At 37.1% G+C, this 19,406-nt stretch carries 18 protein-coding genes; 10 read left to right on the forward strand and 8 right to left on the reverse strand.

What is annotated here, in order from left to right; all coding sequences use genetic code 11:
- The first annotated feature begins 23 nt into the window (after positions 1 to 23).
- Entirely contained in the window at positions 24 to 1,238 is a 1,215-nt protein-coding gene (gene gltS, locus HMPREF9096_RS03815; RefSeq protein WP_009500581.1) for a sodium/glutamate symporter, read from the forward strand.
- 96 nt (positions 1,239 to 1,334) lie between these two features.
- Positions 1,335 to 1,676 (forward strand): hydrogenase maturation nickel metallochaperone HypA, encoded by a 342-nt coding sequence (hypA, locus tag HMPREF9096_RS03810; RefSeq protein ID WP_005633520.1) that lies wholly within the window; start codon positions 1,335 to 1,337, stop codon positions 1,674 to 1,676.
- Positions 1,677 to 1,778: 102 nt separating this feature from the next.
- Here hypA and fdhF read toward each other — a convergent pair whose 3' ends face one another.
- Both fdhF and HMPREF9096_RS03795 read right to left on the reverse strand, forming a co-directional pair.
- Entirely contained in the window at positions 1,779 to 3,932 is a 2,154-nt protein-coding gene (fdhF, locus tag HMPREF9096_RS03805) for a formate dehydrogenase subunit alpha (RefSeq protein ID WP_080950181.1), read from the reverse strand.
- Between the two features lie 244 nt (positions 3,933 to 4,176).
- A complete protein-coding gene (locus HMPREF9096_RS03795; protein WP_009500583.1) occupies positions 4,177 to 5,091 on the reverse strand; it encodes a RimK family alpha-L-glutamate ligase in 915 nt (304 codons plus the stop codon).
- Between the two features lie 116 nt (positions 5,092 to 5,207).
- On the opposite strand from HMPREF9096_RS03795, the gene HMPREF9096_RS03790 reads away from it, so the two are divergent.
- Positions 5,208 to 5,471, forward strand: a complete 264-nt coding sequence (locus tag HMPREF9096_RS03790; protein ID WP_005628952.1) for a GrxA family glutaredoxin — start codon at positions 5,208 to 5,210, stop codon at positions 5,469 to 5,471.
- A 64-nt stretch (positions 5,472 to 5,535) separates the two neighbouring features.
- On the opposite strand, the gene fabB is transcribed toward HMPREF9096_RS03790, so the two are convergent.
- Positions 5,536 to 6,756, reverse strand: coding sequence for a beta-ketoacyl-ACP synthase I (fabB, locus tag HMPREF9096_RS03785; protein ID WP_009500584.1), 1,221 nt, complete (start codon positions 6,754 to 6,756; stop codon positions 5,536 to 5,538).
- A 148-nt stretch (positions 6,757 to 6,904) separates the two neighbouring features.
- On the opposite strand from fabB, the gene mnmC reads away from it, so the two are divergent.
- The 5 genes from mnmC (at position 6,905) to HMPREF9096_RS03760 (ending at position 12,322) form a co-directional block, all read left to right on the forward strand.
- Positions 6,905 to 8,917 (forward strand): bifunctional tRNA (5-methylaminomethyl-2-thiouridine)(34)-methyltransferase MnmD/FAD-dependent 5-carboxymethylaminomethyl-2-thiouridine(34) oxidoreductase MnmC, encoded by a 2,013-nt coding sequence (mnmC, locus tag HMPREF9096_RS03780; RefSeq protein WP_009500585.1) that lies wholly within the window; start codon positions 6,905 to 6,907, stop codon positions 8,915 to 8,917.
- An 87-nt stretch (positions 8,918 to 9,004) separates the two neighbouring features.
- Positions 9,005 to 9,940 (forward strand): phosphotransferase family protein, encoded by a 936-nt coding sequence (locus HMPREF9096_RS03775; RefSeq protein ID WP_009500586.1) that lies wholly within the window; start codon positions 9,005 to 9,007, stop codon positions 9,938 to 9,940.
- Positions 9,940 to 10,818 carry a DMT family transporter gene (locus HMPREF9096_RS03770; protein WP_032803484.1) on the forward strand — a complete coding sequence of 293 codons (879 nt, stop codon included), beginning with the start codon at positions 9,940 to 9,942 and terminating at the stop codon, positions 10,816 to 10,818. The genes HMPREF9096_RS03775 and HMPREF9096_RS03770 overlap by 1 nt, the downstream gene beginning before the upstream one ends.
- A complete protein-coding gene (locus tag HMPREF9096_RS03765) occupies positions 10,815 to 11,516 on the forward strand; it encodes an NTP transferase domain-containing protein (RefSeq protein ID WP_009500588.1) in 702 nt (233 codons plus the stop codon). The genes HMPREF9096_RS03770 and HMPREF9096_RS03765 overlap by 4 nt, the downstream gene beginning before the upstream one ends.
- Positions 11,516 to 12,322, forward strand: coding sequence for a phosphorylcholine transferase LicD (locus HMPREF9096_RS03760; RefSeq protein WP_009500589.1), 807 nt, complete (start codon positions 11,516 to 11,518; stop codon positions 12,320 to 12,322). Before HMPREF9096_RS03765 ends, HMPREF9096_RS03760 begins: the two co-directional genes overlap by 1 nt.
- 37 nt (positions 12,323 to 12,359) lie before the next feature.
- Here the strand turns inward: HMPREF9096_RS03760 and sppA are convergent, their stop codons facing one another.
- Complete coding sequence (sppA, locus tag HMPREF9096_RS03755; RefSeq protein ID WP_009500590.1) at positions 12,360 to 14,207, reverse strand: signal peptide peptidase SppA; 1,848 nt, start codon at positions 14,205 to 14,207, stop codon at positions 12,360 to 12,362.
- 97 nt (positions 14,208 to 14,304) lie between these two features.
- Here sppA and HMPREF9096_RS03750 point away from each other — a divergent pair, with 97 nt between their 5' ends.
- Entirely contained in the window at positions 14,305 to 14,859 is a 555-nt protein-coding gene (locus HMPREF9096_RS03750) for an NAD(P)H nitroreductase (RefSeq protein ID WP_009500591.1), read from the forward strand.
- A gap of 46 nt (positions 14,860 to 14,905) precedes the next feature.
- On the opposite strand, the gene HMPREF9096_RS03745 is transcribed toward HMPREF9096_RS03750, so the two are convergent.
- The 3 genes from HMPREF9096_RS03745 to sstT all read right to left on the reverse strand — a co-directional run bounded on the left by HMPREF9096_RS03745 (position 14,906) and on the right by sstT (position 17,433).
- Entirely contained in the window at positions 14,906 to 15,460 is a 555-nt protein-coding gene (locus HMPREF9096_RS03745) for a molecular chaperone (RefSeq protein ID WP_009500592.1), read from the reverse strand.
- Positions 15,460 to 16,068 (reverse strand): NAD(P)H-dependent oxidoreductase, encoded by a 609-nt coding sequence (locus HMPREF9096_RS03740; protein WP_009500593.1) that lies wholly within the window; start codon positions 16,066 to 16,068, stop codon positions 15,460 to 15,462. The genes HMPREF9096_RS03745 and HMPREF9096_RS03740 overlap by 1 nt, the downstream gene beginning before the upstream one ends.
- A 120-nt stretch (positions 16,069 to 16,188) precedes the next feature.
- The gene (gene sstT, locus HMPREF9096_RS03735) at positions 16,189 to 17,433 is read right to left on the reverse strand and encodes a serine/threonine transporter SstT (protein ID WP_009500594.1); all 1,245 of its coding nucleotides are present in this window, start codon (positions 17,431 to 17,433) and stop codon (positions 16,189 to 16,191) included.
- A gap of 287 nt (positions 17,434 to 17,720) precedes the next feature.
- Between sstT and HMPREF9096_RS03730 the strand changes: the two genes are divergently transcribed.
- Positions 17,721 to 18,161 carry a LexA family transcriptional regulator gene (locus HMPREF9096_RS03730; RefSeq protein ID WP_009500595.1) on the forward strand — a complete coding sequence of 147 codons (441 nt, stop codon included), beginning with the start codon at positions 17,721 to 17,723 and terminating at the stop codon, positions 18,159 to 18,161.
- 69 nt (positions 18,162 to 18,230) lie between these two features.
- On the opposite strand, the gene aroG is transcribed toward HMPREF9096_RS03730, so the two are convergent.
- Positions 18,231 to 19,319: a 3-deoxy-7-phosphoheptulonate synthase AroG gene (gene aroG, locus HMPREF9096_RS03725; protein WP_009500596.1), complete on the reverse strand. Its 1,089-nt coding sequence runs from the start codon at positions 19,317 to 19,319 to the stop codon at positions 18,231 to 18,233.
- Positions 19,320 to 19,406: the final 87 nt, after the last annotated feature.

A 19,406-nucleotide genomic window follows, 5' to 3' on the forward strand; every position in this document is an offset into this window, starting at 1 on the left:
CACAACATAGGGAGATCCAATTTATGAGTCATACATTTAGCACGTATGAAACCCTTGCACTAGCAAGCTTAGTCTTGCTCTTGGGTTATTTTCTCGTTAAACGAATCAGCATCTTAAAAACCTTCAACATTCCTGAGCCAGTTGTTGGTGGTTTTATTGTTGCCATTGCTCTTTTAATTTGGAATAAAGTTGACGGGACATCCTTTAACTTCGATAAGAATTTGCAAACTACCATGATGTTAGTGTTCTTCACTTCCATTGGTTTAAGTGCAAACTTTTCCCGTTTAATTAAAGGTGGAAAACCACTTATCGTATTTTTATTCGTCGCTGGTTTGCTAATTATTTGCCAAAATATCATCGGTATCGCAGGTTCATTAGCATTAGGTATCCACCCAGCATACGGTTTATTAGCAGGTTCTGTCACATTAACTGGCGGTCATGGTACTGGTGCAGCATGGGCTGATACATTCGTTCATCAATTCAATTTACAAGGTGCTACTGAAATCGCGATGGCATGTGCAACCTTTGGTTTAGTCTTTGGTGGTATCATCGGTGGTCCTGTTGCTCGTTTCTTATTAAATCGTCAAAAACAAGGTGAAAATCCTGAAAATGATGAAGTAGATGATATCCAAGAGGCTTTTGAACATCCAACTTACAAACGTAAAATTACTTCACGCTCTTTGATTGAAACTATTGCAATGATGTCTATCTGTTTGCTTATCGGCCAATATTTAGATGCTCAAACAAAAGGCACCGCATTCCAATTACCAACATTCGTATGGTGTTTATTTACCGGTGTAATTATCCGCAATATTTTAACCAACATTTTCCGTTTCCAAGTGGCTGAATCTGCTATTGATGTATTGGGTAGCGTAGGTTTATCTATCTTCTTGGCTATTGCCTTAATGTCATTAAAACTTTGGGAACTTGCAGGCTTAGCGGTAGATGTATTAATCATCCTTGCAGTACAAGTTGTCTTTATGGCGCTATTTGCTATCTATGTTACTTATCGCGCAATGGGTAAAGATTATGATGCGGTTGTATTAAGCTCTGGTCACTGTGGCTTCGGTTTAGGTGCAACACCAACAGCCGTTGCAAATATGCAAGCCATTACCAGCCGTTTTGGGCCATCACACAAAGCATTTTTAATCGTTCCAATGGTCGGTGCATTCTTTATCGACTTAATCAACGCTGCGCTATTAAAAGTTTCATTTGCAGTTGTAAATATGCTCGCGTAAAGTGCGGTTGAAATTGACAATGTTTTTTAGAGAAATGCCTTTATCTTGAATTGATAAAGGCATTTATTTTAAGGAAGAAAAACAAAAGGAAAAACTATGCACGAATTGTCTCTTTGTCAAAATATGCTGGAAATAGTAGAACAACAATGTAAAAGTCACGATATAAAAAAAGTCACGGATCTTTGGCTAGAAATTGGCGCACTCTCTTGTGTAGAACCTGACGCATTAGAATTTTGTTTTGACATAACCTTTCAAGGTACGGCTGCTGAAGGCTGCAAACTTCATCTCATTCCTATAGCAGCACAAGCCTGGTGTTGGCAGTGCCAAAAATTAGTTGAGATACAAGCTCATCATGATTCTTGTCCAAATTGCGGCAGCATACACTTGCAACGACAAAGTGGTGATGAATTACGTATTAAAGAAATTGCCTTTGAATAAACCGCTCTTTTTAACATTTCTAATATTCTTACCTATATAATATTTCATTAGACATAAAAAAGGACAGGCATGAAGCCTGTCCTCATCATGATAAATATTATATTAAGCCACAAGTGCGGTTTCTTTTAAACGAGATTTGAGCTTAGTATATTCAGTGACAACATAGTGCTCAGCCCAACGTTGATCTTCAATTTTTTCGATACGCACCGCGCTGTATTTATATTCCGGAGTACGAGATCCCGGATTTAAATGTTCAGCAGTGAGTTCGTTACATTTTCCGATCCACCATTGGTAAGTCATATAACACGCACCTTTGTTAGTACGAGAACTTACATCAGCACGAGATATAACTTTACCACGAGATGAAGAAATCCACACAAGCTCATTATTCTTAATGCCTAAAGCTTTCGCATCTTGGTCGTTCATTTGAACAAATCCTGGCTCATCAGCCAATGCAGCAAGTGCACGGCAGTTACCCGTCATTGAACGGCAAGAATAGTGACCAACTTCACGCACGGTAGAAAGGACTAATGGATATTCTTCAGAAACTTCTTCCATTGGTGGTTCCCAATCGCAAGCAAAGAATTCAGCTTTACCATTTGGACGGTCGAAGATTTGACCTTCATATAAGTATGTAGTGCCTTGATCTTCAGGGCCTTCATCTGTACATGGCCATTGAATATAACCCAAACCTTCCATTTTTTCGTAAGTTGCACCTTTATAAATTGGGCAAAGCTCACGCAACTCATCCCAAATTTCTTTGGTGTTGTTGTAATGCATTGGATAACCCAAAGCTTGTGCCATAAGGCTGATGATTTCCCAGTCGTCTTTCACATCACCAACAGGATCCACCGCTTTATAGAAACGTTGGAAACCACGGTCAGCCGCACTATAAACACCTTCGTGTTCTGCGCAAGATGTTGCTGGTAAAATCACATCTGCTTCCGCTGCAGTTTGAGTCATAAAGATATCTTGAACAATAATAAACTCAAGATCTTTAAAGGTTTGTTTCATTGCATTCAAATCAGGTTCAGTTTGTAAAGTATCTTCACCCATAATATAGAATGCTTTGAGTTTACCTTCTGCCACTGCATGTGGCACTTCACTCAATGGTACACCTGGTTTGGTTGGAATAGACGGCACGCCCCATGCTTTCGCAAATTTAGCGTTGATTTCTGGATCCGCATAGCTTTGATAACCAGGTAAAGTATTATATAAAGCCCCCATGTCACATGCGCCTTGTACGTTGTTTTGCCCACGCACAGGGTTTACACCAACATTTGGTTTACCTAAGTTACCAGTAAGCATTGCCAAGCTTGCCAACGCACGTACAGTTTCCACACCTTGACGGAACTGACATACCCCCATACCCCAGAGAATTGTCGCAGTTTCTGCTTTCGCATAAGTGCGGGCAATTTCTCTCAACATTTCAGGCTCAACGCCAGTGATATGTTGAGTTGATTCAGGTGTATAAGCTTTTACAGTTTCATAGAACGCATCGAAATTTTCGGTATGTTCATCAATGAATTTTTGATCTTGTAATCCTTCTTCAAGAATCACGTTCATCATTGCATTCAAAAATGCGACGTTACTGCCGTTAGCAAGTGGCGCATAAATGTCAGCAATACGAGCGGTTTCAATTTTACGAGGGTCACAAACAATAATCTTCGCCCCTTTTGCTTTAGCGTGGTTAATACGACGCGCTACAATAGGGTGAGACGTTGAGGCATTATAGCCAAAGATAAACACACATTTAGTGTCTTCAATCTCAACGATTGAGTTGGACATCGCGCCATTACCCACTGATTTGAGCAGACCTGCTACAGATGGGCCATGTCAGACACGTGCACAACAGTCAATGTTGTTATTGCCTAATACCGCACGAGCAAATTTTTGCATAACGAAATTCACTTCGTTACCTGGTCCACGAGAAGAACCCGTTACCATAATTGACTCGTTGCCATATTTTTCTCTAATTTCTTGTAAACGTTTTGCAGAATAGGAAATAGCCTCTTCCCAGCTCACTGGCGTGAACGGCTCGCCACGTTTGTAGCGAATCATCGGTTGAGTTAGGCGAGGAGTGAGGATTTTTGTGTCATGCACGAAATCCCAGCCATAATATCCTTTCAGGCAAAGCTCTCGTTCGTTTGTTTTACCGTTTGCACCTTCAGCACCCACAATTTTGTTGTTCTCAACCAATAGATTGATCTTACAACCTGAAGCGCAATACGGACAGACAGTAATCACTTTTTTAATTGCCATAGTAATGTCCTTATTTTAGATAACCAGAATGAATACTCATTCCGAGTAATATAATACGCCTAAATAAAGAACATAGGCTTATAAATTCTGTGGATTTTTTGATATAAAACAGGTTTTAGATAATTTTTTAATATTCTGAGAAAACTCAAAGAAAAATGACCGCACTTTTGATAGTGAGGTCATTAGAAGAGGTGTATAAAAATTGGTATGAATAATAAGGCTATAAAAATATCAAATTTTATTTATTTTTCTTATTCAAATGAATCTTCTTTTCAACATAATTTATCATCTGTAACGCAATATCAACCCCGCTTGTTTTTTCAATCATTTCCAAGCCTGGACTTGCATTTACCTCTAAAACCAATAATCCATTTTTTGAACAAATTAAATCCACACCAGCTATATCTAAACCGATAGCTTTTGTTGCTTGAATGGCTATCTGTTTCTCGTCATCGCTTAGGATAATTTTTTCGGTTTTTCCGCCACGATGACAATTTGCCCGAAACTCACCATCTTGTCCAATTCTCTGCATCGTTGCCACGACTTGATCACCAATCACAAAACAACGAATATCCGCGTTGCCCGCTTCTTCGATAAAATCTTGCTGCAACATAGATATATTGGTTTGTTTAAAAGCTTCCATAATGCTCACCGCACTTTGTGGCTTTTCAGCTAAAATCACCCCAATTCCTTGTGAACCATTTAGCGTTTTTAAAATTGTCGGCGAACTGATGTGAGGTACCGCCGCCTGAGCTTGCACTTCACCGCCGCTTAAAAGTGAATTGGGAATAGAAACACCAGCATTCAGCAAAAGTTGCAAACTTTTCCATTTATCACGTGCATTTAAAAATGCCTGAGATGAATTCAAACAAAAAGTCCCTTTGCCTTCAAAATGCTGTAAGACTGAGCATCCCATTTGCGTACTTGTTGTGCCAAATCGAGGCAAAACAGCATCATAATCAGGTAATAAATAAGGTTTCGACTCGGAATTTTCTTGATAAAAAATCTGAAAGTGCGGTGGATTTTGTGAGAGTTTTAAGAAACATCTATTCGGATCTAAAATATCCATCTCATGCCCTTGACGTTTAGCCGCTTCTTTTAAGCGTTGGCAACTGTAAAGACGAGGTTCGCGGCAAAGCATTAGTAATTTCATAATATTTAACTCATTGTCTACGATGTTCCGTATATTACACGAATAAAAACACTTTATGTAGACGATAAAAATCAGGTAGAATTGCCTGGAATTTTTAACTCAAAAAAGGAAATCTTATGTTCGTTGTTATTTTTGGTCGTCCTGGCTGCCCTTACTGTGTGCGTGCAAAAAACCTTGCTGAAAAATTAAAAGGCGAAGTTGCTGATTTTGACTATCGTTATGTGGATATTCACGCAGAAGGTATTACTAAAGAAGATTTATCAAAATCTGTTGGTAAACCAGTAGAAACCGTACCACAAATCTTTATTGATGAAAAACCAATCGGTGGTTGCACTGACTTTGAAGCATTAATGAAAGAACAATTTGGTATTGTTGCTTAATTTTTCTTTTTAATTTACAAAAAAGCCACTTTCAATCGAAAGTGGCTTTTTTCATAGAAGAATTTTAACCGTTATAACGTTTAAAAATTAATGTCGCATTTGTACCACCAAAACCAAAACTATTTGACATGACAGTTTGTAATCCTGCATTTTCTTTCGTCTCAGTAACGATATTGCAACCTTCAGCGGCCTCATCTAAGGTTTCGATATTAATACTTGGTGCAATAAAATCATTATCTAACATTAATAACGTGTAAATTGCTTCGTGTGCACCTGCCGCACCTAAAGAGTGACCGGTCATTGATTTAGTTGAAGAAATCGCTGGTATTTTATCACCAAATACATTTTTGATCGCACCTAATTCTTTCACGTCACCTACGGGTGTAGATGTACCGTGTACGTTAATATAATCAATTGGCGTATCTACCGTTGCCATTGCTTGTTTCATACAACGCTCTGCGCCTTCTCCACTTGGTGCAACCATATCGTAACCATCAGAAGTTGCGCCATAACCTACAATTTCAGCGTAGATTTTTGCACCGCGAGCAAGTGCATGTTCTAATTCTTCCACAACTACAACTGCACCACCACCAGCAATCACGAAGCCGTCACGGTTTGCATCATAAGCACGCGATGCTTTTTCTGGCGTGTCATTGTATTTAGTTGAAACTGCACCCATTGCATCAAACTCAGTTGCACATTCCCAAGATAATTCTTCTGCACCACCAGCAAAAACAACATCTTGTTTGCCTAATTGAATTAACTCAACCGCATGACCAATACAATGTGCAGAAGTTGCACAAGCTGAACTGATTGAATAGTTCACACCACGAATTTTATAAGGTGTAGCTAAACAAGCTGAAACACTTGATGCCATGGTTTTCGTTACAGCATAAGGACCAATCGCTTTTACACCGCGAGGGCCACGTACCGCATCACACGCCACTAATTGATTATGTGCAGACCCTGTACCTGCGCCAATCACTAAACCAGTACGATCATTAGAAACTTGGTCTTCTGTTAAGCCAGAATCCTCAATCGCTTCACGCATAGAAAGATAAGCATAAGCCGCTGCATCACCCATAAAACGGAACACTTTACGATCAATGTGCTCGCTTGGGTTTAATTTGATTGTTCCGGCAACATGGCTACGCATATTCATTTCCACAAATTCAGGCACAACTTCAATACCTGATTTTCCTGCTTTTAATGAAGCCAATACTTCTTCTTTGTTGTTACCGATACTTGAAATAATCCCAAAGCCTGTAATTACAGCTCTTCTCATTGCTTCTTCCTTATTGTTTTATATGTAAAAATAACGGCTCAAAATTACTACGAAATAAAAATATTTCAAGCAATAATTCATTTGTTCGACCAGTTTAGAAAATCGCGTTATTATACGCAAATTTCATTAGGCTAGGAAGGAATAAAAAATGACCTTTAGCGTCCAACATGCTGAGATTCACTTCAATCAAAACCATATTCCCGTCTCAGATCAATTCGATGATGTCTATTTTTCTAACGAAAATGGATTGGCAGAAACAGATTATGTTTTTCTACAAGGTAATCAACTTTTGGAACGTTGGATAAGCCACAACAAGGCTAATTTTGTCATCGCCGAAACAGGATTTGGTACAGGATTAAATTTCTTTGCGGCAACCAAATTGTTCCGTGAATTTCGCCAGCAACACGAGAATCATCCTTTAAAACGCCTTAATTTTATTTCCTTTGAAAAATATCCACTAAAAATCACCGCACTTTCACAAGCGCATCTTGCCTATCCGCAATTTGAAGATTTAAGCACTCATTTGCAAGGTTATTGGCCTTCATTGATTCTAGGTTGTCATCGTATTCATTTTGAAGAGACCACGTTAGATTTATGGCTTGGTGATGTATCAGAAAACTTGCCACAACTTGGCGATTATATGAATGAACGTATTGATGCTTGGTTTTTAGATGGCTTTGCACCAAGCAAAAATCCTGAAATGTGGAATGATGATCTCTATAACTTGATGTTTCGTTTCACGAAACCCAATGGTTCTTTTGCCACCTTCACCGCAGCAAGTGCTGTCAGAAAAGGACTTGAATCCGCAGGCTTTAATGTGACAAAACGTAAAGGCTTCGGCAAAAAGCGAGAATGTTTAAGTGGGATAAAAATACAATCAAAATCGACCGCACTTTCGACACCTTGGTATCTTGCTCAGCCTGCGAAAATGGAAAAACAAGATGTCGCTATTATCGGCGGTGGTATTGCTTCTCTTTATGCTGCCATTTCCTTAGTTAAACGAGAGGCAAAGGTTACCATTTATTGTGAGGATGACGCGCTCGTACTCAATGCCTCAGGCAATAAACAAGGCGCGTTTTATCCGCAACTTAGCGATGATAATGGGATCACCGTTGATTTTTACCTGCACGCGTTCAGTTACGGTCGCCAATTACTTGATTGGGCAATCGAACAAAACATAGAGTTTGAGCACGAATTTTGTGGCGTGGCACTATGTGCTTACAACGAAAAAAGTGCGCTTAAATTAACAAAAATTTCTCAACTTGGTTTACCGAACGAAATCTTTCAAATGCTGAATGCTGAACAACTCAGTGAAAAAGTGGGATTACCACTTAATTGCGAAGGCGGTTGGATTAAACAAGGGGCTTGGCTTGCACCAAGACAATTTGTTCAAAATGCCTTTTCATTTCTTGAAAAGCAGGGTATCGTTATTAAAACCTCACAAAAAATTTCCGCACTATCTCAACAAGAAAAAGGTTGGGAACTAGAAAATACGCAAGGTCAAAAATACTGCCATGAAGTCGTCATTCTTGCGAATGGATATAAAATTACTGATTTTGTTCAAACAGAAAAGCTACCGCTCTACCCTATCCGAGGGCAAGTCAGCCAAATTCCAACATCAGAAAATTTACTCAAACTGAAATCTGTGCTTTGTTATGATGGCTATCTCACCCCAGCCGATCAATTAAGAACCTCACATTGCATTGGCGCAAGCCATGTTCGTGATAATGTTGATCGCCATTTTAGCGAACAAGAACAACAAGAAAATCAACAAAAACTCCAACAAAATATCGTCCAACCTTGGACTCAAGATGTGGATACATCAGGTAATCTCGCTCGTGTAGGCATCCGCTGCTCTGTAAGAGATCTTGCCCCAATGGTTGGAAACGTACCCCATTTTGAACAGCAACAAGCGGATTATTACAATTTATTCAACCTCCGCCGCCGTAAACAACCTATTCAAAGTGCGGCCCATTTTCAGAATCTTTTCTTAACGGCAGCCTTAGGTTCTCGTGGGCTTACCTCCGCCCCACTCTTAGGTGAAACCTTAGCTTCAATCATTTATGGCGAGCCATTACCAATAAGCGAAGCTATATTACATAATCTTTCAGCTAACCGAGCTTGGGTGAGAAAGTGGTTGAAAGGTTCGAAAGTTGAATAAATTGATAAGATTCAATATCTTACAAAAAGAACTTTGAAGTGTTAAAATTAAATAAAACGTAAATATAAGAATGAATACAAAAATGCCATGCAATCAATCAATCAATCAATCAATCAATCAATCAATAAAATTATAGAATTTGTTAAAACTTGCTATAAACCAGAAAAACTGTTTGATTTTCTTAATCAACATTCCATTCCTTTTTCTTATATTGGGGGAATGACCAATCAAAATGTTCTACTTGATATTTCAGGGATGAAGTTTGTATTGCGAATCCCTAATGCCGTTAATTTATCACTTATTAATCGTGAATATGAGGCATTCAATAATGCACAGGCATATCGTGCTGGTTTAAATGTAGAAACTCCCGTATTGGATGCAAAAAGTGGGGTAAAACTGACTCGTTATTTAGAAAATAGCAAGCCTTTAAGTCAAACGCAATTAAACGAACAAAGTTGTTTGTCTCAAGTTGCGAATAATTTATATCGTTTACACAATAGTGAATTTATTTTCCGCAATGTGTTTAGTGTATTTGATGAGTTTCGCCAGTATTTTTCATTGTTAGAAAACAAATCTGCTTTTTTTCAAGCAGATCCTAGAATGGATAAACTTTCAACCGTATTCTGGCAGTTTGAAAATATCAATAAGGGCTTAATTTTACGTCCATGTCATAATGATTTAGTCCCTGAAAATATGCTATTGCAAGACGACCAGTTATTTTTTATCGACTGGGAATATTCAGGCTTAAATGATCCGTTATTTGATATAGCGACGATTATTGAGGAAGGTAATTTATCAATAGAAGCTGCTGATTTTCTATTAGAACTCTATTGCAATCATACAAATAAATACAATTCAACAGAACTTCAAACAGCCCATAACCGATTAAAAATCCATCGTTTTTGCCAAAATGTACTATGGTTTTTATGGACAAAAGTAAAAGAAGAACATGGTGAGGATTTTGGCGATTATGCATTAAAACGATTGGACGCAGCATTTAAACTTTTAGAGGAATTGCCATGATGCATGGTTATCTATTTGGCATACTATCCGCTATATTTTGGGCATTATCAGGACTGATGTATAACGAATTACCATTAAGTGGATTCTCTGCACTGGGAAAAGTAATTTCGTTACTCTTTTTAATTGATTTTTTTTCACTATTTGCAATAGGCATAACATTGTGGAGAAAAAGAGCGGTTAATTTTCAAAAGATTTTTTGGTCCCCCGTATTATCGGGAGTATTAGGCGGACCATTGGGGATGTCGGCATATTTATTAAGCATTCATTATTTAACGATATATTATGCTGCGCCGCTTTCTTCTCTATTCCCAGTTTTAGCAGCACTGATGTCTTATTGGATTCTAAAAGAAAAAATTAGCAAAACAGCCCAATTCGGATTCGCCTTGGCTATTATTTCTTCTTCGTTGCTTGCTATTGAAGTAGGACAAGAAATAACCTTTAATACTATCGGTTTTATTTTTTTAATAATTTGTATATTGGGGTGGTCATCTGAAATAGTGATATCCTCCTATACAATGCGTTCTCTCTCTGGACTTCAAGTGTATTTTTTAAGACTATGTGGTTCAACTATTGGTTATTTATTGATTCTATTTATTCTTTCCTTGAAAGATTTCTCACTAGATATACTTAGTTTTAATTATGTACAAATTGCTGGTGTAATAATCTTTGGTGCATTATCTTACTGCTGCTATTACCAAACGATTTATCTGTTAAAGCCAATCAAAGCAATGGCATTAAATATCACATATTCTGTATGGGCAATTGGACTTGGTTATCTGCTCTATAAACAGCCAATTAAGCCCATTACCTTACTACTCACCTTATTATTAAGTGCAGGAGTGATCATTACACTTTATTACAAAGGGGAACAAAAATGAATGCAATCATTTTAGCAGCAGGCCTAGGCAGCCGATTTAAAGAAATCACACAAACCACTCATAAAGCGCTATTAGATATTCATGGAACACCTAACTTAGAAAGGATACTCACTTTTCTACGTCAAGCAAATATCGACAATATTGTCATTGTTACAGGGTATTTACACGAACAATTCAATTATCTACAAGAAAAATATAGTTGCACTCTAATTCATAATGAAAAATATAGAGAATACAATAGTATTTATTCCTTTTCACTAGCTCAAGACTTCTTTAATGATTGTTATGTTATTGATGCGGATGTTGTACTTAATCGAAATATTTTTCTAACTAAGCCATCACACAGCAAATATTTCACGGTTATCCGTTCTAAAACGCATAATGAGTGGCTACCGATTTTAAATAGTAATGGGCAAGTAATACGCATTGATATTGGTTCACTAAATCAACCCAGTTTGTCAGGAATATCATACTGGACCACACAGGATTGCAATACCATTCTAAATTTAATCAAAAATTACTTAAATGAAGTGCGGTTAAAAAATCCAAAACTTTATTGGGACACAATTCCAATGAAATATATAGAGAAATTGAATATCTATACGGAACAACTTAACAGTGATGATATATTTGAAATGGATAACCTTGATGACTATCACCACATTTTACAAAAATTGACACCAAACAAGGAAAAATAATGAAAAAATTGACACTTAGAGAACAACAACTCGTTTGTCTAGACATATTAGATTATTTCCACGCACTGTGTGAACAATATAAAATCAGCTATTCTCTCGGTGGTGGAACATTAATAGGCGCAATACGCCACAAAGGTTTTATCCCTTGGGATGATGACATTGATGTTTATATGCACCGTGATGAATATCAAAGGTTCGTTGATGTTTGGTTTCAAGAAACTCACGAATACTACAATATGGAAACAGCAGAAGACATCCTTGCTCAAAAGACTGGAGAAATGGCAAAAATCTTTGATTGTCGTACTCAAATAACCGAAATTGACGGAAAAAAAAGCTCAATGTTTATAGATATATTCATCTATGATGGGGTGCCAAATGATCCAAAGATCATCTGCTCTTTTATGAAAAAATATAGAAGAACTCATCGTCGTTTCTATTCTTGCAAGAAAAGATGGTTAAGAGAAAAAGAAAATACCTTATGGAAAGCAATACTTAATAAATTGAGCCATTTAATATTTTCCAAAATGCAAAAAAATCTAGAGCAATTTCAAATAACATATCCGATAAAACAATGCGATTATATTGGTCTTGTATTATCTGATTATGACGATTGCGGAGGATGGCAAAAATCTTATATGCCGAAGGAATATTTTAATCACGTTATTTATAAAGAATTTGAGGGGCGACAATTTCAAGTAATGAATGGATATCACGAACACTTAACGCAATATTATGGAGAGTATATGAAACTTCCACCAGAAGAAGAGCAAAAGCCACACCATATTCAAGAAGCGTATATTTTATAAGCGAAAGGGCAGATTTAATTCTGCCCTTTTTCAATTATTACTTAACCTTCCCGCAATTTAAACAATACAAATATTGACCTTTAGGATCATTAAATTTAGTTAATACATTCAATTCTTTTTGTAATTTTTGAATTGGAGCTGGCAGACCAAGCCATTTAACTAACTGTTCTTGCGCCCCTTTTTTAGTATCGCGCAATAAGGTGCTAATTAAACTAACGTTATCATCTGTAAACCATTCCACACTAAAATCTTGTACGGCAGTATCTTGGCGTTGATTCACTAATTGCTCTGCTTTATTGACTGCGTCATTAAAAGAACCAATCTCATCCACCAAACCATTTTGGAAGGCATCACTGCCTAACCAAACCTGACCTTGAGCAAGTTTATCTACTTGTGTTTTAGAAAGCTGGCGACCTTTGCTGACAATTTCTAAAAATCTGTCATAACCATGCTCAATTTCTGTCTGATAAATATCTTGCACTGGTTTTGCTAACGGAGAAAACGCGGATGTATTAGCTAATTCAGTGGTTGAAACACCATCAGCATTCACGCCTATTTTCTTAATGCTATTTTCAAAAGTTGGGAACATCGCGAAAATACCGATAGAGCCCGTAATAGTGTTTGCATCGGCAATAATATAATCCGCAGTGGATGAAATCCAATAACCGCCAGACGCAGCCATTTCGCCCATAGATACGATAACAGGCTTACCGATTTTCTGTAAGTTTTCTGTTTCTTGACGAATAATTTCAGAAGCAAAAGCACTACCGCCCGGTGAGTTGACGCGTAAAACAACGGCCTTTACTGAGTTATCATCGTGAGCTTTACGGAGAATTCGTGCAATGGTATCACCACCTGCATTTTCTTCATCATTTTCACCATCGATAATCGTCCCCTCAACATTCACGACTGCAATTTTATTCGGTACATTGTAATGTTCTAAACGATCTGGCAGTTGAGTCAAATAATCATCAAGTTCAATCAGATTCGCTTTCCCGTCACTCCCTTTACCAAAAAGTGAGGTGAGTTTTTTATCTAAATCTAAACGAGTTACAACATCGGTTACTAATCCACGTTGTTGGGCATAAGCGGTACTATTGCCTTTTAATGCTTTAATATCCGATAAATATTGTTTCGAATTCGGCAAAACATTATCTTTCTTAATCTTGCGATTTTCGCTGACAGATAAAACATAATTATTCCACATTTCACCTAACCAACGCTGCATATTTGCTTTTGCCTCAGCCGACATATCGTTGCGTAAAAATGGCTCAACCGCTGATTTATAAGTCCCTACGCGGAAAATATGTGGTGTAACCGCTAATTTGTCGAGCATTTCTTTGAAATACAAATTCTCTTGCGATAAACCGTGAATATCGACGCTTCCAATTGAATTTAAATAAATTTCATCAGCAAAGCTCGCTAAATAATATTGTCCTTGTGAATAATTATCTGCATAGGCGATCACTGGTTTTCCTGCATCTTTAAAGTGACTGATAGCGTCACCAATAAAATCTAATGCGGGTAAATCTGCCCCTTCAAAATAATTAAGATCAATCACTAATCCTTTAATTTTAGGATCATCTTCCGCTTGTTTAATGGCAAATGCCACATCAAACGTCGAAATTTTTCTAGGAACGTGCTCACCATTCAATTCGCTTAATGCATCTTGCCAACGAAGTGTTTCATCTCGGTTGTCCGATAGATAGCCATCTAAATTCAGTAATAATGCGCCTTCCTCTGTTAATGTTGTAGATTTTTTTCCACCACTTGAAAAGCTAATAATCGCCATTAGCAATAGGACAAAACCTAGAAACACCACATTCATCACGAGATCACGAATGAAACACAGCGCTTTCCAACATAATTTTAATACTCGAAACATACGAATTACCTTTAAAAAATTTACGCTAGCGTATCACAAAGCCTTGTCAAAAACTATGCTATAATCCACCGCACTTTTACTTATAGGAGATAATAAAATGGATGCGTTAACTCTTTTAACAACAAGAAAATCAAACAAAAAATTGACCGCACCTGCGCCTAATACTGAACAACTTGAACTTATTCTCCAAGCAGCAATGCACGCACCAGATCATGGGAAATTACATCCTTATCATTTTGTTGTAATGGAAAATGATGGATTAAATAAATTGGAAACGCTACTCAAATCATCAGTTGTGGAATTTGATTTGGGTGAAGAAAAATTAAAGAAAGCCGAATATTTAGCACATCGGGCACCTATGGTCATTGGTGTGGTAGTAAAAATCGATCCAACTATCGCTAAAGTACCTGGATGGGAACAAATGTTGAGTGCAGGCTGTGCAACTTATGGATTACAACTAGCTGCACAAGCACAAGGATTTGATAATGTGTGGATTTCAGGGAAATGGGTTAATGGCACTGCATTACGAGAAGCTTTCGGATGCCGTGAACAAGATCGTGTGATTGCGTTAGTCATGATTGGCACAGGCATGGAGAAAGCAGAACGTGAATGCCGTGTTATCGATACAAAAGATTTTGTAACCTATCTATAAAATATTTCTTGCTTTCCTCAAGACTTAGAGGAAAGCAAGATATTGCCTATTCTTCTTCCAATTCATCCGCCATTGCTGCCAATATTTCTCGTGTAAGAAGGGCTAATGCACGATAAAAAGGCAAAGTTGCTTGATTTTCTACTTGAGTTAAAAACTTCGCTGCACAAGGCAATAAAAAGGTTTCAAAGAATTCTTGTTGAGCCACTAAAGAATCCGAATTATCTTCAAGCCAAGAGGCTGTAAGCAATAATAAAGCAAAATGATCCGCACTTTCCACCTCTGGCATATTACGTACAAGGCGAAAATTCATAAATTCTTCAACATCAATGCCATAAGCTGAAATAGAGGTCATGACTTTACCATGGGTACCAAATAATTTTTGATACTCTTGGTTCAATAGATCGAGATCAATCTTAGCTTGTAAGCTATTCAGCGCTAATTCACTTTCTTTATCAGTATCTAACGCCCAAACTTGACTCAACCCTTTTTGTTGTAACCAAGCAAACGCGCCTGCAAGTACTTCATCGGTAGGAGAACGATAAAAAAGATTACCGAATAATCGACTAATTAATGAAAAATTATTAATTTGTTTTTCAGACATTACGCTTTTTCCTTTAAAAGTGCGGTCAATTTTTCTTTTGTTTTTTGAGCAGCAAGTTCAATCATTGCTTTACGCGCCCCATCATCAATTAAATGAATATCACCAAACAATTCAAACTCGACATTTTCAATGCCACAGTAATTAAATAATCCATTAATTAAACAATGATTAAGCGATTTATCCACTCCAAATTCTTTATATTTATCGAGATTGCTACCAATAGTAATAAATTGCTGCATTTGCTTATTTTTGAGCAATCCAACCGATTCGCCGTTTTCCGTTTTATAGGCAAAACCGTGACTTAATACGCGATCTAAATAGCCTTTCAAAATTGATGGAAATCCCATCCACCAAAGGGGATAAACCAACGTAATTAAATCCGCTTGAAGAATAAAATCATGCTCTTGCTGAATATCTTCCGGAATAATACCTTTGTTCGCATTCTGCAATTCTTCATGAGATAAAATTGGATTGAAATTCATTTCATAGAGATCACGAAAAAATACATTTACACCATTTTCTTGACTAATTTGCTCAATACGATTGGCAATCGATCGTCCAAAACTATGCGCTGAATTAGGATGAGCAAAAATAATTAAGTGGTTCATTTTTCTTATCTATTTGTAGGGAAATAAAACGTGGCAGAAGTCTACCAAAATAGACCGCACTTTGCATATAAAATCACATAAAAAAAGCGGGCATAGCCCGCTCTCTTATTTGCATCATAATTATGCTGCATTTTTACGTTCTTCTTCCATACATACTGCCGCAGTAAATAATACGTCAGTTGATGAGTTTAATGCTGTTTCAGTTGAATCTTGTAAAATACCGATAATAAAACCAACACCGATCATTTGTGCTGCTACATCATCAGAAATACCAAATAAGCTACATGCTAATGGGATTAATAATAATGAACCACCTGCCACACCAGATGCACCGCAAGCACAAAGAGAAGCCACTATACTTAATAAAATCGCACTAACAAAAGATACTTCCACACCTAATGTGTGTACTGCAGCTAACGTTAAAATTGTGATCGTGATTGCAGCACCCGCCATATTGATGTTCGCACCCAATGGAATAGAAACAGAATAGGTTTCTTCATCAAGATTTAAGCGTTTTGCTAATTCAATATTCACTGGGATATTTGCCGCAGAACTACGCGTGAAGAATGCAGTTACACCACTTTCACGTACACAAGTCCATACTAATGGGTACGGATTACGACGAATTTTCCAATAAACTAATGCTGGGTTAATAACAAAAGCAGTGAATAACATTGTACCGATTAATACTGCAAGTAATTGCACATAACCGCCTAATGCGACTAAACCTTTATCAGATAAGGTTTCAGCTACTAAACCGAATACACCAAATGGCGCAAAAGAAATAATAACGTGAACAATTTTTGATACGCCTTCAGCGAAATCAGATAATACGTTCTTAGTTGCATCAGATGCATGACGTAACGCCAAACCTAAACCGATAGACCATGCTAATACACCAATAAAGTTTGCTTTGAAAATCGCATTTAATGGATTATCTACCACGTTTAAGATAAGGGTAAATAAAACTTGGCCAACAGCTTGCGGCGCTGAGCTTGCATCTTCTTTGGTTGCAAGAACCACTTCCGTTGGGAATACGAAACCCGCAATAACTGCAACAATCGCTGCCAAGAATGTACCAAGAAGGTAAAGCACAATGATTTCTTTCATATTGCTTTTCGTACCAATCTTACGGTTTGCAAGCGCAGCCATAACAAGGAAGAAAATCAAAATTGGCGCAACAGCACGCAATGCTTTAACAAAGATGGTACCTAAAACGCCTACTTTTTCCGCAATATTAAAACCTAAAGCACCCTCAAGTGCAGGTCCAACAAGCGCAATAATGATCCCTAGAACTAAACCAGTTGCAATTCTTTTTACTAAATTACCCTGGAATAACAGACGAAATAAACGAGATGTGTTCATACTTTTATCTTTCTTTTTAATAAATTTAACTTCAGATTGTTACCAATCCACCTACAAGGGAATTAAAGATAGCGTAAATTCTTATCGAAAGAAAATATTTTTTGTTATTTTTTATCCAATAAGTGAACTTTTTTCTAAATTTGTTAGATATTTTCTAAAAACATACTTATAAAAAAATTTTTTATTTAACCTATTGACACCCTGTATGAAACACCAGTAAAATTTAACTGTACAAAAAAACAAGATAAAAGGTTATTTATCCATATTATTTAACAGGAGATAAGAGAATGAACAACCAAACTTTGACTGCACAATATGAAATGGATTTTTCTTATAATCCACTCCCTTTTTTCAGTGATATGGATGACAGCCTTAAATTCAATAAAAAACTAGACTTGAATCTTTATTGCATTAAACGTCCAAAGCAAACTTGTTTTATTCATGTAACCAATCCAAATATGTTAGCTTGGGGAATTGAAAGTGGAGATATGCTAGTCGTTGAAAAAAATGACGATCTTTATTCAGGTGATCTTGTTGTGCTAGAAGAAAATAACGAATTTCATGTCTATGAATTTATTGCGCATAGCGGCAATTACCTTTTCATGGCATTGGATTCCACTACACCAAATATAAATACAAAAGATTGGTCAAATTTACCTATTGTCGGCACGGTAACCAATACGATTCATCAAATGAAACGTCGCGATAAAATGAAATGGGCAGCATAGTTAAAAGTAAATAAAAAAGTGCGGTGAAAATCAACCGCACTTCTATCTAGTATCTAGATTATATTTCAATTAATTACTCGCCGCTTTACGTCTAGCAATCACTGCATCAGAAAGTTCTTGCAATAATCTTTCAGAATCTTCCCATCCAATGCACGCATCCGTAATACTTTGTCCATAAGTCTGTGCTTTGCCATCAACTAAATCTTGACGGCCTTCCACTAAATGGCTTTCAACCATTACACCAAAGATTTGTTTAGAACCAGATGCGATTTGATGACATACGTCTTGGCAAACATCCATTTGTTTCTTGTATTGTTTACAGCTATTTGCATGGCTGAAATCAATCATTACATGAGGGATTCGACCAGATTTCTCAATATCAGCACAAACTTTTGCCACATCTTCAGCATTGAAGTTTGGCCCTTTATCTCCGCCACGTAAAATAATATGGCAATCTTCATTGCCTTTTGTAGAAACAATCGCAGAGTGACCAAATTTAGTGACAGATAAGAAATAATGAGGGGCTTCTGCTGCGCCAATTGCATCTAAAGCAACTTTCACGCCACCATTGGTTGCATTTTTAAATCCAACCGCACAAGATAAACCAGAAGCTAACTCACGGTGAACCTGTGATTCAGTCGTACGCGCTCCAATTGCGCCCCAGCTCATAAAATCTGCAACATATTGTGGCGTGATCATATCTAAAAATTCACCAGCAGATGGCACACCTAAATCATTAATATCAGAAAGTAATTTTCGTGCAATGCGTAAACCATCATTTAAGCGATAAGTATCATTTAAGTACGGATCGTTAATTAAACCTTTCCAGCCCACAGTTGTACGTGGTTTCTCAAAATACACACGCATAATAATTTCAAGGCTATCTTTATATTTTTCACGTAATGGTTTTAAACGGTTTGCATACTCAATCGCTGCTTTAGGATCATGAATAGAGCAAGGACCAATAATCACTAATAAACGATCATCTTTACCATGAATAATATTATGTGCCTCATGACGAGTTTGCTTCACTAATGCCGCAGCATGTTCACTTGCCGGGTATTTTTCTAATAAGGCAATGGGTGGTAACACCTGATCGACTTTTTCAATTCGCGTATCGTCGTTTGCCACGACAATTTCAATTTTCTCTTTAGCCATATATCACTCTCAAACTTTCAAATGTTGTGTTTTAATTATGTAGGTAATCTACACCTATTTTTTGCACTAGTAAACTAGTTCATTGTA

This window comes from Haemophilus sp. oral taxon 851 str. F0397 (assembly GCF_000242295.1).
Classification (GTDB): Bacteria; Pseudomonadota; Gammaproteobacteria; order Enterobacterales; family Pasteurellaceae; genus Haemophilus.

What these genes read in the sequence shown, in the direction of transcription:
- gltS (WP_009500581.1), top strand. Translation starts at nt 24, where the DNA reads ATGAGTCATACATTTAGCACGTATGAAACCCTTGCACTAGCAAGCTTA.
- hypA (WP_005633520.1), top strand. Translation starts at nt 1,335, where the DNA reads ATGCACGAATTGTCTCTTTGTCAAAATATGCTGGAAATAGTAGAACAA.
- HMPREF9096_RS03795 (WP_009500583.1), bottom strand. Translation starts at nt 5,091, where the DNA reads ATGAAATTACTAATGCTTTGCCGCGAACCTCGTCTTTACAGTTGCCAA.
- HMPREF9096_RS03790 (WP_005628952.1), top strand. Translation starts at nt 5,208, where the DNA reads ATGTTCGTTGTTATTTTTGGTCGTCCTGGCTGCCCTTACTGTGTGCGT.
- fabB (WP_009500584.1), bottom strand. Translation starts at nt 6,756, where the DNA reads ATGAGAAGAGCTGTAATTACAGGCTTTGGGATTATTTCAAGTATCGGT.
- mnmC (WP_009500585.1), top strand. Translation starts at nt 6,905, where the DNA reads ATGACCTTTAGCGTCCAACATGCTGAGATTCACTTCAATCAAAACCAT.
- HMPREF9096_RS03775 (WP_009500586.1), top strand. Translation starts at nt 9,005, where the DNA reads ATGCAATCAATCAATCAATCAATCAATCAATCAATCAATAAAATTATA.
- HMPREF9096_RS03770 (WP_032803484.1), top strand. Translation starts at nt 9,940, where the DNA reads ATGCATGGTTATCTATTTGGCATACTATCCGCTATATTTTGGGCATTA.
- HMPREF9096_RS03765 (WP_009500588.1), top strand. Translation starts at nt 10,815, where the DNA reads ATGAATGCAATCATTTTAGCAGCAGGCCTAGGCAGCCGATTTAAAGAA.
- HMPREF9096_RS03760 (WP_009500589.1), top strand. Translation starts at nt 11,516, where the DNA reads ATGAAAAAATTGACACTTAGAGAACAACAACTCGTTTGTCTAGACATA.
- sppA (WP_009500590.1), bottom strand. Translation starts at nt 14,207, where the DNA reads ATGTTTCGAGTATTAAAATTATGTTGGAAAGCGCTGTGTTTCATTCGT.
- HMPREF9096_RS03750 (WP_009500591.1), top strand. Translation starts at nt 14,305, where the DNA reads ATGGATGCGTTAACTCTTTTAACAACAAGAAAATCAAACAAAAAATTG.
- HMPREF9096_RS03745 (WP_009500592.1), bottom strand. Translation starts at nt 15,460, where the DNA reads ATGTCTGAAAAACAAATTAATAATTTTTCATTAATTAGTCGATTATTC.
- HMPREF9096_RS03740 (WP_009500593.1), bottom strand. Translation starts at nt 16,068, where the DNA reads ATGAACCACTTAATTATTTTTGCTCATCCTAATTCAGCGCATAGTTTT.
- sstT (WP_009500594.1), bottom strand. Translation starts at nt 17,433, where the DNA reads ATGAACACATCTCGTTTATTTCGTCTGTTATTCCAGGGTAATTTAGTA.
- HMPREF9096_RS03730 (WP_009500595.1), top strand. Translation starts at nt 17,721, where the DNA reads ATGAACAACCAAACTTTGACTGCACAATATGAAATGGATTTTTCTTAT.
- aroG (WP_009500596.1), bottom strand. Translation starts at nt 19,319, where the DNA reads ATGGCTAAAGAGAAAATTGAAATTGTCGTGGCAAACGACGATACGCGA.